The 13,604-nt window shown below is 40.6% G+C and carries 15 protein-coding genes; 6 read left to right on the top strand and 9 right to left on the bottom strand.

Features of this window, described 5'->3' with window-relative positions; all coding sequences use genetic code 11:
• Entirely contained in the window at positions 1–1,449 is a 1,449-nt protein-coding gene (locus tag NSTC731_RS15240) for a DUF1802 family protein (protein WP_445631526.1), read from the top strand.
• Between the two features lie 170 nt (positions 1,450–1,619).
• Here the strand turns inward: NSTC731_RS15240 and NSTC731_RS15235 are convergent, their stop codons facing one another.
• Together NSTC731_RS15235 and NSTC731_RS15230 are read right to left on the bottom strand one after the other, a co-directional pair.
• Positions 1,620–1,871, bottom strand: a complete 252-nt coding sequence (locus NSTC731_RS15235; RefSeq protein WP_445632104.1) for a type II toxin-antitoxin system RelE/ParE family toxin — start codon at positions 1,869–1,871, stop codon at positions 1,620–1,622.
• Positions 1,872–1,918: 47 nt separating this feature from the next.
• The gene (locus NSTC731_RS15230; RefSeq protein ID WP_445631525.1) at positions 1,919–2,185 is read right to left on the bottom strand and encodes a ribbon-helix-helix domain-containing protein; all 267 of its coding nucleotides are present in this window, start codon (positions 2,183–2,185) and stop codon (positions 1,919–1,921) included.
• Between the two features lie 599 nt (positions 2,186–2,784).
• Between NSTC731_RS15230 and NSTC731_RS15225 the strand changes: the two genes are divergently transcribed.
• On the top strand, positions 2,785–3,444 hold the full coding sequence (locus tag NSTC731_RS15225; RefSeq protein WP_445631524.1) for a Nif11-like leader peptide family natural product precursor: 660 nt from the start codon (positions 2,785–2,787) through the stop codon (positions 3,442–3,444).
• 256 nt (positions 3,445–3,700) lie between these two features.
• Here the strand turns inward: NSTC731_RS15225 and NSTC731_RS15220 are convergent, their stop codons facing one another.
• The 3 genes from NSTC731_RS15220 to NSTC731_RS15210 all read right to left on the bottom strand — a co-directional run bounded on the left by NSTC731_RS15220 (position 3,701) and on the right by NSTC731_RS15210 (position 6,100).
• Positions 3,701–5,287: a glucose-6-phosphate isomerase gene (locus NSTC731_RS15220; protein WP_445631523.1), complete on the bottom strand. Its 1,587-nt coding sequence runs from the start codon at positions 5,285–5,287 to the stop codon at positions 3,701–3,703.
• 296 nt (positions 5,288–5,583) lie between these two features.
• Entirely contained in the window at positions 5,584–5,841 is a 258-nt protein-coding gene (locus NSTC731_RS15215) for a cytotoxic translational repressor of toxin-antitoxin stability system (protein ID WP_251959737.1), read from the bottom strand.
• Between the two features lie 61 nt (positions 5,842–5,902).
• Positions 5,903–6,100, bottom strand: coding sequence for a hypothetical protein (locus NSTC731_RS15210; RefSeq protein WP_322715232.1), 198 nt, complete (start codon positions 6,098–6,100; stop codon positions 5,903–5,905).
• Between the two features lie 296 nt (positions 6,101–6,396).
• Between NSTC731_RS15210 and NSTC731_RS15205 the strand changes: the two genes are divergently transcribed.
• From NSTC731_RS15205 to NSTC731_RS15190, 4 genes are all read left to right on the top strand, one after another.
• Positions 6,397–7,530 carry a branched-chain amino acid ABC transporter permease gene (locus NSTC731_RS15205; RefSeq protein WP_445631522.1) on the top strand — a complete coding sequence of 378 codons (1,134 nt, stop codon included), beginning with the start codon at positions 6,397–6,399 and terminating at the stop codon, positions 7,528–7,530.
• A complete protein-coding gene (locus NSTC731_RS15200) occupies positions 7,520–8,302 on the top strand; it encodes an ABC transporter ATP-binding protein (protein WP_445631521.1) in 783 nt (260 codons plus the stop codon). Before NSTC731_RS15205 ends, NSTC731_RS15200 begins: the two co-directional genes overlap by 11 nt.
• 132 nt (positions 8,303–8,434) lie before the next feature.
• Positions 8,435–8,998: a YfbM family protein gene (locus NSTC731_RS15195; RefSeq protein WP_445631520.1), complete on the top strand. Its 564-nt coding sequence runs from the start codon at positions 8,435–8,437 to the stop codon at positions 8,996–8,998.
• Between the two features lie 62 nt (positions 8,999–9,060).
• Positions 9,061–9,636, top strand: a complete 576-nt coding sequence (locus NSTC731_RS15190; protein ID WP_445631519.1) for a Uma2 family endonuclease — start codon at positions 9,061–9,063, stop codon at positions 9,634–9,636.
• Between the two features lie 88 nt (positions 9,637–9,724).
• On the opposite strand, the gene NSTC731_RS15185 is transcribed toward NSTC731_RS15190, so the two are convergent.
• From NSTC731_RS15185 to glpX, 4 genes are all read right to left on the bottom strand, one after another.
• Positions 9,725–10,315, bottom strand: a complete 591-nt coding sequence (locus tag NSTC731_RS15185) for a Uma2 family endonuclease (RefSeq protein WP_445631518.1) — start codon at positions 10,313–10,315, stop codon at positions 9,725–9,727.
• A gap of 46 nt (positions 10,316–10,361) precedes the next feature.
• Positions 10,362–10,922, bottom strand: coding sequence for a DUF2087 domain-containing protein (locus tag NSTC731_RS15180; RefSeq protein ID WP_445631517.1), 561 nt, complete (start codon positions 10,920–10,922; stop codon positions 10,362–10,364).
• A gap of 99 nt (positions 10,923–11,021) precedes the next feature.
• A complete protein-coding gene (locus tag NSTC731_RS15175; RefSeq protein ID WP_445631516.1) occupies positions 11,022–12,308 on the bottom strand; it encodes a glutamyl-tRNA reductase in 1,287 nt (428 codons plus the stop codon).
• 240 nt (positions 12,309–12,548) lie between these two features.
• Positions 12,549–13,586 (bottom strand): class II fructose-bisphosphatase, encoded by a 1,038-nt coding sequence (gene glpX / locus NSTC731_RS15170; RefSeq protein ID WP_445631515.1) that lies wholly within the window; start codon positions 13,584–13,586, stop codon positions 12,549–12,551.
• Positions 13,587–13,604: the final 18 nt, after the last annotated feature.

The following is a 13,604-nucleotide window of genomic DNA, read 5'->3' as shown; positions in this document are numbered from 1 at the left end:
ATGAGTGATTCAGTTGTTGTGCTTGACCAAGCTATATGTCTACCGACTCCTGATGTTGAAGCATTAATAGAAGGGCGAATGATTGTAGCACTTTCTCGTATTTTTATTGAATGTGAACGCCAATTTGCTCTTTATCCGGCTAATGCTTCAACTCTCTCATTACCAATTGAACAATACTATGATCCAAATTTCCTGCCAATTGCCAAAGGTGCTTTTACTCAGTGTAATTCTCAGAGTATATTAATTAAAGCTTGGGCTAAGTGTAAGCTGTGTCAAATACCAGATACTACTGAATGGTTAGAGGCTATATCATGTTTAAGCATTTGGACTAGAGATGGGTTACAAGAAATATTAGCAAAAAGGCACACTTTATTTCTCATTTATCTACGTGTTTACCAACTACCTCAACCTATTGAAGTACCTGCAAATTTAAGTAGTCAGTTCATTTCACTACCATATGCACTAAATAATTTTGAAACCAAACCTATATTAACCGATCGCACTTTCGCCCAACGCAAGCATCAACTAGAAAATCTACAGCCACCACTGCATCCTGAATTAGAAGAATTGCAGAGTGCGATCGCATCTCTAAGCATTAGCCAACCAGCAGCTAAACAATTAGACGACGATATCAAAATCTTTTTGGGTTGGAGTAGTGACAAACCAACAAATCCATTAGATTTAGACTTACCTTGGATTCAGAGAATTGCTAAAGTCGGAAACTCTAGCGATGGACATACATTTGAAAAATTGGTTCGTAGAGGATTACTAAAATTAGGCTTTACAGGTTCAGGCTTAAATCCAGATGCAACGGGTGGCGCAGGAGGCATGGATTTTTACACTGAACAACCTTATCCAATAGTAGGAGAGTGCAAAGCAACTAAAACTGAAAAAGTTACTGATGGTACACCTGCACAGTTACTGAAAATAGGTATGAACCATCTTGGTAAATTTCAGTATGACAATTCTATTAAATTAATTATAGCCGCCGGAGAATTAAATTTTTACGCATCAAGAACAGCTACCGAAAATCAAATGAATGTTATTAGCCCGGAAACTCTACAAAAACTAATCGAACTGCAAGCACACTACAAAAACTCTATCAACTTGTTAGAACTAAAAGAGTGTTTGCAACAAGCTCCTTTTGGTTTAGCTGAAGATAAACTTAATACTTATATCGATAAAGTTGAACAATCTATAAGGTTGCGATCGCACATTACCCAGCTTGTCAAAAACTATTTAGAAAATTCAGGTATAGAATCTACTGGTGTTGAAGCTCTACATGGTGCTTATTTCGGATCGCATCCGCCACAGCCAATCAAAATAGCAGAAATGCACGAAATTCTGATAGAACTTTCCTCACCTTTAACAGGCTATTTAGGACGAATTAAAAGTAGTGATTGGAAGAGCGATCGCTTTTACTTTCTCCGAGATTTATTTATTAATTAAAGATAGTACAATATATCTCTTTTCTTCCCTGTGAGTTCTCTGCATCTTCTCTAAGAGACGCTGCTCGTAGCTTGCTTCTCCGTATGAGTAGGCGGTTCATTTAAAAATAACTGAAGTGTCTAGGCGTAGCCAAAGCCAGGAGATAATTATAAATCAACTAAAACATCAACTTACTCATCTGATTCTGCAAATAAAGATTCTAAATTTTGATAACCACTAACTACACGGACAATTTCAATTCCACTATTTATAACTCGATAAAGAATAATATAATTATCCAAAGGAACACCGCGCAAATCAGATTTAATATTTCCGTAGCTGCGCCCCATATTAGGGAAATTAGCTAAATATTTACACTTTTTATCAAAATTTTCAACAAAATCTTCCCCAGCATCAATATTTATCCTGGCAAAATAATCAATAATTTATGATAAATCTTGACTGGCTTTTGGAGAGATAATATGTTGCTTCATCCTTGTAGTTCTCTTGCTTTACGAAGTTTTTCTCGCAATTGTTCAACTACAATTTCTCCATCAATACCTTCACCTTTATCCAGTTGAGCGATAGCAACCTCCACTTTTTTGCGTGTTTCTTCAACCCATTGCTCGTAACCTTTTTCCCACTCTAATAGCAACTTCAATACTTTACTAATAACTTCTTCGGGATTCGCATATCTACCTGTAGCAATTTGCGCTTGGATAATTTGCTCTAGTTCAGGTTTAATTTGGATATTCATGATTTATATTCGTGTTTCTTGACAGCTTTAACCTATTTTAACAAGATTTAAAATCAAAGAATTGGAAGAGCGATCGCGATTCTATTTATCTCAAAGTTAATATACACAGCCTGATAATTCAATAATCCCATTTTTTAATGCTGCCTTAACTTTATTTTAGAGGAAGACAAAGGCGATCGCTCGATTTATCTATGTAATTATACTTTGTGTATAACTATAAAATATACTTACTTTTCGACAAGATGCTATACTTAGCTTTCTTCCCCGTAGGAATATCTGATTCGCTTCAAAATAACTAAAGTACAGATTGCTTTACAATTAATTGCTTCATGAATAATTAATACTATCTCTTGACTTAATTTTATTTTATGAGAAGCAATAAAAATCTTAGTTGCAGACCGCCCCAAGGCATCGTAATCTTTCATGTTTCCCTCAGTAAATATTATTTATGGTGACAAACTTTACAATAAGTTCATACTTAACCACTGTGTAATTTCATTTACAGATTTAGTACTGTCGAAGAAACACATTATACTTACTACACTGGTGTTCATTAATCATAAACCTCTACCAAGTTTACAACTTAGGCAAGATGACCTATGTATTATCAAATTTGGAATTTCTTTCTTAAAGAAGATAAATACATCTATTGGAAAGAAAAAATAAAAGTTAACAAAAACTTTGACAAAGTGACATGGCAAAAGATTATTGATTTCTTGTCACTAGTAGAGCAAACTTTCCAGTTGAAAAGTCAACTAGCAGAAACCGATAGCCTTGAGCCATTTCTCAAATTAGCAAGAGAAAACGGTTATAATTTGACCGCAGAAGAACTTGGCTGGTTTCTAGTTACGAGAAGACAGATTTGGGATCTTTTCGATGTTGCCCAAAAAACGCCATCTCTCAAAGAAGAATTACTAATAGCTAAAGATCCGCAGCAATTCGTCGATATTGCTGCCGAAAATGGCTATTACTTTTCTGCTGATGAGTTAGCTTGGCTGCTAATTGACATCAAATCATCATCAGATTTAGTATCTATTAACAACAGCGTTGGAGAAATTCTCACAGTATCAAGCTACGGCAGAATTGAAACAGGATACTGGATTTGGCTAGCAGAACATTGGGGAATCGTGCCACCATTTTGTCATCGGGATAAACCCAGCACTTTCTTATGTCAAAATCTCAACAATCCTTTTTTACCCGATCGCTGTTTTTTACCCAAGAGTTACTTCAATCAACGCCTGATGGCAATTCATAATTAAAATAATTCGTAATCAGGCAAAGGAAGAGAAGAAAGCAACACTTAGATAAAACAGTATTGAGCGATCAAACTGAATTACGAATTACGAACTTGTACTGAGCGTAGCCGTTGGCGCAGCCTCTCGTAGAGAAGTATTACGAATTATACGGTGAAGCATCCTAGACAGAAGATATATCTTCTATTTAGGATGCTTCACAATAAAAAATTGTTGTCTCAACAACAATTCTAGACAAAATCTAAGATTTAGATTAGAGCTATCAGCTAGCAGAAACGGTCAAACTACCGGGTTTCTGAAGATTGCCTTGTAAAACTACACCCCGCTGATTGGCATGGATGTGACGCAAAATCTTGTAAATTGCTTCAACTTGGTCTGATGCGCCTGCTTTCTCGGCGAGTTCGTCAAGAGTAAGGGGAGCTTTTTCTTTTTGTAGCACTGCTATCACTCGTGTTTGTAAATCAAGAATGGAAGCAGCAGCTTTTTTGCCAGCTTCTACGCCTGGTTGATGATAGGCGTTGACGTTGACCAAACTACCATATAAACCAACAGCACGCTCATACAAAGCAATTAATGCCCCTACAATTCGAGGATTAACTTGGGGAATCGTGACTGTAATCGAATCGCGGTGATTTTCATAAAGCGCTTGTCGGGTTCCTTGGAGAAAACCGGAAAGATAATCGCCTGATGTAACTCCTGGATCTATTTCAGTGGATGGGCCTTGACGATCTTCCAACACTTCGATGAAGGTAGCAAAGAAATTCGCTACACCCTCGCGTAACTGCTGGACATAAGCGTGTTGATCTGTTGAGCCTTTGTTGCCGTAAACGGCAATACCTTGATGAACAACGTTGCCATCTAAGTCTTTTTCCTTACCCAAGGATTCCATCACCAACTGTTGCAAATAGCGGCTGAATAAAAATAAGCTGTCCTTGTAAGGTAGAACAACCATATCTTTTTCGCCCTTTCCGTTACCTGCAAAGTACCAAGATAAAGCAAGCAAGGCTGCTGGGTTATTTTTCACATCTGGGACGCGGGTAGCGTCATCCATCTCTTTGGCGCCATCTAGCATAGCGCGAACATCAATGCCTTGTAATGCGGCTGGTACTAGCCCCACAGCAGACATTTCTGAGGTGCGTCCTCCTACCCAGTCATACATGGGAAATCTGGCCAGCCAGCCTTCATCTTTGGCCAGCTTATCGAGGTTGCTATCAACACTAGTAATTGCTACCGCGTATTGGGCAAATTCCAAATTGTGTCCGGCGTAGGCTTTTTTAACTTCAATCATGCCGTTGCGCGGTTCCGGCGTTCCCCCAGATTTGGAGATCACCAATACCAAAGTGCTGGCGAGGCTATTTCGTAGATGATTAAGAACGCGATCGATACCTGCGGGATCGTTGTTATCGATAAAATGAATTTTCAGGGGCGGAAAATCAGGAGCGAGAGCTTCTGCGACGAATTGGGGGCCGAGAGCGGAACCACCAATGCCAATGGAAATAATATCCGTGAAGCGGCTTGCTCTAGGAGGATGAATAGCACCTGTTTGGACTTTTTCCGCAAAGGCTTCGATTTGTTCTAGAGTTTGAACTATTTCTTGTGTAAGTTCTGGAGCTGGCGCTAAATCAGGATTTCGCAGCCAGTAATGTCCAACCATGCGGTTCTCGTCAGGATTTGCGATCGCACCCTTCTCTAGTTGAGCCATATCTGCAAACGCCTTGTCAAACTTCGGCCGCAACGAATCCACAAAGGCATCATCGAACCGCATCCGACTTATGTCTAAGTACAGTCCCAATCCCTCGTGGAAATACAACCAGTTTTGGTATCGTTGCCAAAGTGCCCTAGCATCCATAGGGAAATCTCAAATAAAGTGTTTTTCAAAAACCAGTTTAATGTAAGGTTATAGCGATCCCTGCCTAGCCTTATACAGTTTACAGTTTTAAGTGTTCCCTTGACCGTGCCAATTTTAGATTTTAGATTTTAGATACTTCGACTTCGCTCAGTACAAGTTTTAGATTAAAAATTATTTCGGTTGATGCCCCGCACTTCTTTACCAGACGCTACCGCGAATGTGCCAAGAAAGCGAATGTGGGTGGAACAAATCCAAAATCCGCAATTCCAAAATCCAAAATTGATTGACTTTTGACTTTAAACATCTGGCATAGGGATGACACGCAGAAATTTCACAATTTCACCCCTAATTTCTATACCAATCAGATAATTGTCTAGGGTGAAGCGGTGAAAAATGCCTTCACTATCAAGCTGTCGCAGTTCTTTTAGATCGCTCAACTGCCACTTTTGGGCTAATTCAATAAAAACAAAATCATGCACCCGCTCGTAGGCGGCAGGTTCTAAATTCTTCAGGTCTAGCAAAAAAGACCTGGCATAGCGCATTTCCAGACTCACTGGGCGTTACCTTCACCAAAACTTGAGGGGCCACTGGCACTAGCTCAAAAGCGCTGCTGAATTAAAAAAACATCAACAGTCTTACAGCTTCTTCATGGGTTAAGATATCCCACGGTTGCTGCGATCGCTTGACTTTTTGTATCGCTTTGAGCATATAAAAGTCATAATATAATGCTTCAAGAACATTCCAAATGTCTTGCAAATCGTCATCGCCTAATTGCTCGATTAAGTGATGCATTCTAAGTCGCAGTAAATTCATACGTTAATTATTCCCTACCACCAAACACCAACAATAAATAGTATTCCCATAAAATTAGCTCCGCTCAAGCTACGCTAAAATTTATTCGCCCGGCGCGGGGGGCAGAGGAGCAGAGGGGCAGGGAGCAGGGGGGCAGGGAGCAGGGAGCAGGGAGCAGGGGAGAATAATAAATAACTATTGACCAATGACAAATGACAAATACTTCTCTACGAGAGGCTGCGCCAACGGCTTCGCTCAGTACAAGTGACAAATGACAAATGACAAATGACAAATGACCAATTCCCAAATAATTTAATATGGTTGACTATCTAATTTTCTTAGCAATTTCTACGGCGCTTTTTGCTCTATTCGCACTAGGACTGAATTTACAGTGGGGCTTTACGGGATTAATTAACTTTGGTCATATTGCTTTCATGACTCTGGGAGCATATACAACGGTATTGTTAAGCTTAAAGGGTGTACCCTTACTTGTATCAGCACTGGCTGGGGCAATTGTCGCTGCTTTGTTGGGTTTGATAATTGGTTTTGTAACTCTCCGCTTACGAGAAGATTATCTAGGAATTGTCACCATTGGTACGGGCGAATTAATTCGTTTGGTGGTGAATAATCAGGAATTACCTGTGGGTGACACCTGGATTTCTGGGGCGTTTGGTGTACAAAGTTACCCCATACCCCTATCCACAGAGCCAAGTTTGTTTGTCAGATTAATCATGATTGGGCTTTTAACCCTGCTGGCTGCTGTAACTTTCTTTACTTTGTGGCAATGGATTCGCACCACTCAAATATCTCGGACTACTGATTTAGGCAAAAGGACGACTAGCAAACAAGAATTTATATCCCGCTTGGGTGTGGGAATTGTGTTAGCAATTTTGGCGGTAGCAATTTATATTTCAGGGGCGATTGGACTGTATAATTACAACCCAAAAGCGGGTTTAATGCTGGTGTTGCTGTTGGTTTTAGCATTTGTATACTGGCGGTTAGAAATTTTGGTGCGATCGCCTTGGGGTAGAATTCTCAAAGCCATCCGCGAAGATGAAGAAATTCCCAAGGCGCTGGGAAAAAATGTCTTTTGGTATAAATTACAATCTCTCATGTTAGGAGGTGCGATCGCAGGTATCGCTGGTGCTTTCTTCGCTTGGCAACTGGGCGCTATCTACCCTGATAATTTTCAACCGCAGATCACCTTTGACACTTGGATTATGGTGATTTTAGGCGGTTCTGGGAATAATGTTGGCACAATCTTAGGTGCGGTAATTTTCTTTGCTTACGATGCACTGACGCGAGAAGTCTTACCCCGAATCGTTTCCCTTGATGAAGCACGTTTGGGTGCATTTCGCATCATGGTAATCGGATTAATTTTGATGGTACTGATGATTTGGCGTCCTCAAGGTATCTTAGGGAAAAAAGAGGAACTCACCCTTGGTAAATAACTATTCATCTCCACTTCCCCTTTTGGCAGCCAGTGGACTTTCTAAAAGCTTTGGTGGTGTCAAAGCAGTTAATGAGGCCAGAATCGAAGTTGCTAAAGGCAGCATTACGGGCTTGATTGGCCCCAATGGCGCTGGTAAAACTACTTTATTTAACTTACTCTCAAACTTCATCCGCCCTGATAAGGGACGAGTCATTTTTGACGGCGAACCGATTCACAACTTGCAACCATATCAAATTGCCCAGCAGGGAGTAATCCGTACCTTTCAGGTTGCACGAACTCTCTCGCGGTTATCGGTGTTAGAAAATATGCTGCTGGCGGCGCAAAAACAAACGGGTGAAAATTTTTGGCAGGTGCAGTTGCAACCGCACATCGTAGCTAAGGAAGAAAAGCAACTGCAAGAGCGGGCAATGTTCCTGTTAGAATCAGTAGGCTTGGCAAAAAAAGCACACGATTACGCTGGTGGCTTGTCTGGTGGACAACGCAAGCTGCTAGAAATGGGACGGGCGCTGATGACTAATCCCAAGTTGATTTTGTTGGATGAACCGGCGGCTGGGGTGAATCCGAAACTGATTGATGATATTTGCGATCGCATTATTACTTGGAACCGCCAAGATGGGATGACGTTTCTGATTATTGAACACAATATGGATGTGGTTATGTCCTTGTGCGATCGCGTTTGGGTACTTGCCGAAGGACAGAATTTGGCTGACGGGACACCCGCAGAAATTCAAACTAATCCCAAAGTTCTAGAAGCTTATTTGGGAAAATAGAATGTGATTAGCTTTCTGTTTATGCAATGTATTTAGTGATTTGACTTTGGACAAATAAAAGTACATAAATACTGTGACTTGTCCAAAGTTAAAGTGAACACTATTAATGATGTTTAGATTAGAGTAAATATTATGGGTATTACAGCTAGCTATAAACGCATTACGCCACAAAAGTTTGCAGAAATTCAGAATGATACTGAAGCAGCAGCATCTTTCTTTAATCCTGATTTAGATAATTTAGTTTTTGATTTTAGTAATCCACAGGCAATGATTGCCCAATTACAAGAGCAACGAAGCGATGAACATTACTTCAGCCTTGAAGATTGGCACGCACTACATTTTCTTCTCACTGGAGAGTCAAGTTTGGAAGGTGATACCCAAGCATTACCGCCTCTTTCTAATGTAGTCATGGGAGGTACGCCGACACAGTTTGAAGCGGGTTACGGATTTGTACGCTATCTCACACTTGAAGAGGTTCGAGATGTTGCCAATGCTTTAAGTCAAATTTCTGTTGAAGAATTGAAGAGGCGATTTAATTCTACTGTATTTAATGAAGCGGAAATTTACCCAAATCCTACCCCTGGAGGATGGGAAGAAGAGGAGATAGAGCCATTGTTTGAACTATATCCAAAATTGGTAGAGTTTTTTCAGAATGCTGCAAAAGAAGGTGATATTGTTTTGCTCTCATCTGATTAATTTTTTTGCAAATTTGGCTCTTGTTAAAATCGAGTTGTATATCTCAGTGGAAAAAGCTTTTTATGTCAATGATGACAGTCAAAGATTTAGAGCAAGTTCAAACCGCTTTTACTGAAGCAGGTTTAGATTACCAGCTGGAACTCGAAAATGGAAAAATTTCAGTCATGGGCCCGTCAGATATTGTATCCAGCGAAATCAGTAGTCGTCTCATCGCCTTTCTCTTTGCTTGGATAAATCCTCGTCGCTGGGGAAGAGTCTTTGATTCTGCTGGCGGTTTTATCATGCCAGATACAAACCTCAAAGCACCCGATGTTTCCTTTGTTCGTGCTTCCCGACTTCTGCAAAGTCCTCGTTACTTTGGCGAACTTGTCCCTGACCTGGTGGTAGAAATTAAATCTCAGAGCGATAAAATTAAACTTATAGTAGCCAAGATTTTAAAATTTATAGAACTAGGAGCGATCGTCGGTATTCTGATTGACCCTGATGAAGAGACAGTTACAATTTATCGCTCTACAGGTGAACCGACAGTTTTAGAAAATGGCGAAATTTTAACTATACCAGAACTTTTTCCCGGTTGGGAATTACCCATTACTGAATTGTGGCCTCCTATCTTTACCGAGGAAGAAACACAAATTTAGTGAAGGATTTTGGTAGCTACTCCCTAAACAATTCCAAGTTAATTTTGTTGGATAAATCAGCATCCGGGGTGAATCAAAGCTTTATTTTTTAATCTTCGTTATTTTCTGCAAAATTGACTTGCTCATAAAGGTCGCGCAATTCAATTTGAAAATCAACTGTTTGCAGCGATAAAATTGCAGATTCATGTTCAAGTTCAGTAAATAACCATTGACTTTCCGCAGTTTTTACATATTGCATCACATGATATTGATATTGGTCAATTAAAATATATTCCTTGAATTCGGGAATAGAGCGATAATAAAGAAACTTATCGCCTTGGTCATAATTTTTAGTCGATTTAGATAAAACTTCAGCAATTAACATCGGGTTCATAACCGTTGTTGTGCTGGTTCCTGTATAAATAGGTTGTCCTTCAATCACCATCACATCAGGATATGTATGCTGCCGATAACGGGGTATCCATAAACGCACATCACCAATATAAACATCATAATTATTGCCTCTCAACCCAAACTTCAAATAAGCATAAAAGTTGCCTGCAATTTTATTATGATTTGTAGTGCCACCCGTCATTGGTACAATTTCTCCATCACGGTATTCGCTTTTGTATTCTGCCTTTTCTTCAATTTCTAAATACTCTTCAGGTGTGTAATATAATTTTTGTGTTTCTAATTGCATAAATATACGACCTATGATTATGGGGTTGCTTATTCATCTTTCATATCTACGTTATACGCCAATAAATCCCATTTTCTCGCTGCATTAACTGGCAAGCAATCAACTCTCGTCGCAGGGTGGCGCAGTCGATATGGTAGCGTTTGAGAATATCATTTACCAGGCGTTCAGGGTAGTTGACTCCTATATCAAACTGGTTTGCTAACCATTTGAGAATTACTAAGCGCTTTTTCCGACTAGCAGGAATTTCTTTGAGGCGATTACCCTCGAAATAGTTTTTCAACACTTTGCTTTCCCAAGCTTCAGTATCCACATCCTCAATCAAGGATGCTATCTTCTCAGGTGTGAAAATTTCCTTGCTAATGCTTTGCAAAGCCTCACTATCTAATTGATATAGACGGCTATTACCTTCAGGACGCATTGTCACCAAATTTAGCTCTTTAAGTTTCGCTAAATGATGGGATACCGTCGGTTCCTTAAGTTGCAGTAGCGCCGCCAATTCTTCAACGCTGCACTCCTGATTCGCCAAAATACCTACAATCTTCAATCGGCTATCATCCGCTAATGCCTTGAAAAAGCGCAGTAAGATATTAAATTGCTCTGGTTGCATAACTAACTTCTAATTAGATAGATATCTAATTAGAAGTATATCTAATTGAAAGCTCAGATCCCCAACTTTTCACAGAAGCCGGGGATTTTGTTGTTAAATTTAACTAAATTGTTCTTCTGCATCGAGGTTGAACAGCATTTGCAGAGTTTGCATACAGCGCCGTCTAGCTTCAACATCTTGCTGCGATCGCAATTGCACCATCGGGTCATGTAAAATTTTATTGACAATTCCCCGTGTTAATGCTTCAATCACCTCTTGATGTTTTTCGGCGAATTCCGAACCCAATCTCGACAAAGCTTTTTCTAACTCTTGTTCGCGGATGGTTTCTACTTTATTTCGCAGACAGCTAATAGTGGTAACAGTTTCTAAACTGCGCCACCAAATATCAAAGGCTTCCACTTCTTCTTCTAAGAGTCGCTCGGCTTCTTGTGCAATCTTGCGACGGCTTTCGTAGTTTTGCGCTACAACAGCCTTCAAATCATCCACATTAAACGCTTGCACATTTTCCAATTCATTTACATCCGCATGAACATTACGCGGCACAGAAATATCAAATAACATTAAAGAGCGCTGAACTTCTAAAACCATTTCTAATTTGGCACGGTCAAGTATTGGCTCTGTTGCCGAAGTACTTGTAAACACTAGATCGCTTTCGGCAATTACGCTCATCATTTCCGATAGTGGATGAATTTTGATCGGTTGTTGAGGGAACAGCTTTGTTAATTCTTGGGCGCGATCGCGAGAGCGATTTACAATACTAATTTCCACAGCACCTTTAGAAATTAGGTGTTGCACCAAGAGGCGCGACATTTTACCAGCACCCAGAATTACCACTCGGCAAGCTGCCAAATTTGCCACTTTTATCTGTGCTAACTCTACAGCTGCCGAACTGATAGAGACAGCCCCAGTACCAATACTCGTTTCAGTGCGAACCCGCTTACCAGCTGTCAGCGCTTGTTTAAATAATCGATTCAAAATGGTTTTTATACCGCTATATTGCTGTCCCAGTTTGTGAGTAGTCTTCACCTGAGCCAGAATTTGACCTTCTCCGAGTACCAGACTATCTAAACCACCTGCTACCCGCATAACGTGCATCACTGCATCATCATGTAGCAGCATAAACAAGTGTTGTCGCAGAGAAAGCACGGGTAATTTACTGTATTCCGCAAGAAACTGCGTTACTTCCCGAATACCTTGGTCTGCTTCACTGGCAACAATGTAAATTTCCAGACGGTTACAAGTACTAAGAATTGCAACTTCATCAATATGGGGATAGCTGGCCAGTTGAGCGATCGCACCTTCAATTTGTGGTTCTGGAATGCTCAGTTTTTCCCGGACTTCTACTGGGGCTGTTTTATGGCTTAACCCCACCACTGCTATATTCATTTGCTAAATCGTAGTTACTAGTTGGTAGTTGAAAATAGGGCATTGAGTGAGAATAGGGAATGGGGAATTTTTGTTTATTGGTTGATAATTTTTCCAACTAATAAACAATAACTAATCACTAAATACTAACTACTAACTAGTGTAACGATGAAGCATTTGGTTGACTATTTTTCCATTTTCTAGAAAGATTTATTTCCTAATGCTTCACCTCTACTTTTACCATTCCCCATCCCCTAAAAATTAGTTCAGTTGGAGAGTCTTGCCTTCACCAAACATGTGAATTGTATCAACAAATCGAGCAGTTTTTGACTGGTTAGAAATTACCAAGCTTTGAGTTCTGGCTCCGCCGTTGAAGAAACGTACACCTTGCATGAGATTACCACTGGTAATGCCGCTAGCAGCGAACAGAACAGTTTGACCAGATGCCAATTCATGAGCATCATAGACCTTATCGGGGTCATTGATATTCATAGACTTTAAGCGATCGATATTGGCTTCTCTGCTTTCTCCAATCAGACCTGTTTTTACGATTGCGGGATCGTAAATCAGTTGACCTTGGAAGTGTCCACCCAAAGCACGCATTGCAGCTGCCGAGATTACACCTTCAGGAGCCGCACCGATACCCATCAGCGCGTGGATATTAGTTCCAGCAAAACCGCAGCTTATAGCTGCACCCACATCACCGTCTGAAATTAGGGTGACTCTCGCTCCAGCCTCACGGATTTCTTTAATTAAATCGTTGTGGCGTTCGCGCTTCATCACCACGATCACGAGTTCTTCAATCGAGCGATCTAGACACTCAGAGAGAATCTTGAGGTTTTCTGTTGCTGACTTGTTGATGTCTACTTTGCCCTTAGCGGCGGGAGGTGCTGCTAACTTTTTCATGTAAAAGTCAGGAGCAGCAAATAATCCACCTTTTTCAGAAATTGCCAAGACAGCCATCGAACCAGGTTGTCCATAAGCTACCAAGTTCGTACCTTCACAGGGGTCAACGGCGATGTCAATTTCGATTAATTCATCGGGGTTACAGAGAGCTTCGGCATTTGGTTGGGTACAGATACCAACTTCTTCCCCGATGTATAACATCGGCGCGTCATCGCGTTCGCCTTCCCCGATCACAATGCGACCGCGCATATAGATTTTATTCATCCGCTCCCGCATAGCTTCCACAGCTACTTGGTCAGCAGTGTTTTTTTCGCCTTTACCCATCCACTTTGCGGATGCGATCGCCGCTTGCTCTACTACTTCAATAATCTCTAACCCAAGTGTATTTTCCACAGAGTCTGCCCTCTCAAC

The organism is Nostoc sp. DSM 114167, assembly GCF_052692655.1.
This window is presented reverse-complemented; position numbering and strand designations above follow the sequence as displayed.

Excerpts from the sequence above, each read along its gene's own strand:
- NSTC731_RS15240 (WP_445631526.1), top strand. The coding sequence starts at position 1 with ATGAGTGATTCAGTTGTTGTGCTTGACCAAGCTATATGTCTACCGACT.
- NSTC731_RS15225 (WP_445631524.1), top strand. The coding sequence starts at position 2,785 with ATGTATTATCAAATTTGGAATTTCTTTCTTAAAGAAGATAAATACATC.
- NSTC731_RS15210 (WP_322715232.1), bottom strand. The coding sequence starts at position 6,100 with ATGAATTTACTGCGACTTAGAATGCATCACTTAATCGAGCAATTAGGC.
- NSTC731_RS15185 (WP_445631518.1), bottom strand. The coding sequence starts at position 10,315 with ATGCAATTAGAAACACAAAAATTATATTACACACCTGAAGAGTATTTA.
- NSTC731_RS15175 (WP_445631516.1), bottom strand. The coding sequence starts at position 12,308 with ATGAATATAGCAGTGGTGGGGTTAAGCCATAAAACAGCCCCAGTAGAA.
- NSTC731_RS15180 (WP_445631517.1), bottom strand. The coding sequence starts at position 10,922 with ATGCAACCAGAGCAATTTAATATCTTACTGCGCTTTTTCAAGGCATTA.
- NSTC731_RS15230 (WP_445631525.1), bottom strand. The coding sequence starts at position 2,185 with ATGAATATCCAAATTAAACCTGAACTAGAGCAAATTATCCAAGCGCAA.
- NSTC731_RS15205 (WP_445631522.1), top strand. The coding sequence starts at position 6,397 with ATGGTTGACTATCTAATTTTCTTAGCAATTTCTACGGCGCTTTTTGCT.
- NSTC731_RS15220 (WP_445631523.1), bottom strand. The coding sequence starts at position 5,287 with ATGGATGCTAGGGCACTTTGGCAACGATACCAAAACTGGTTGTATTTC.
- NSTC731_RS15195 (WP_445631520.1), top strand. The coding sequence starts at position 8,435 with ATGGGTATTACAGCTAGCTATAAACGCATTACGCCACAAAAGTTTGCA.
- NSTC731_RS15190 (WP_445631519.1), top strand. The coding sequence starts at position 9,061 with ATGTCAATGATGACAGTCAAAGATTTAGAGCAAGTTCAAACCGCTTTT.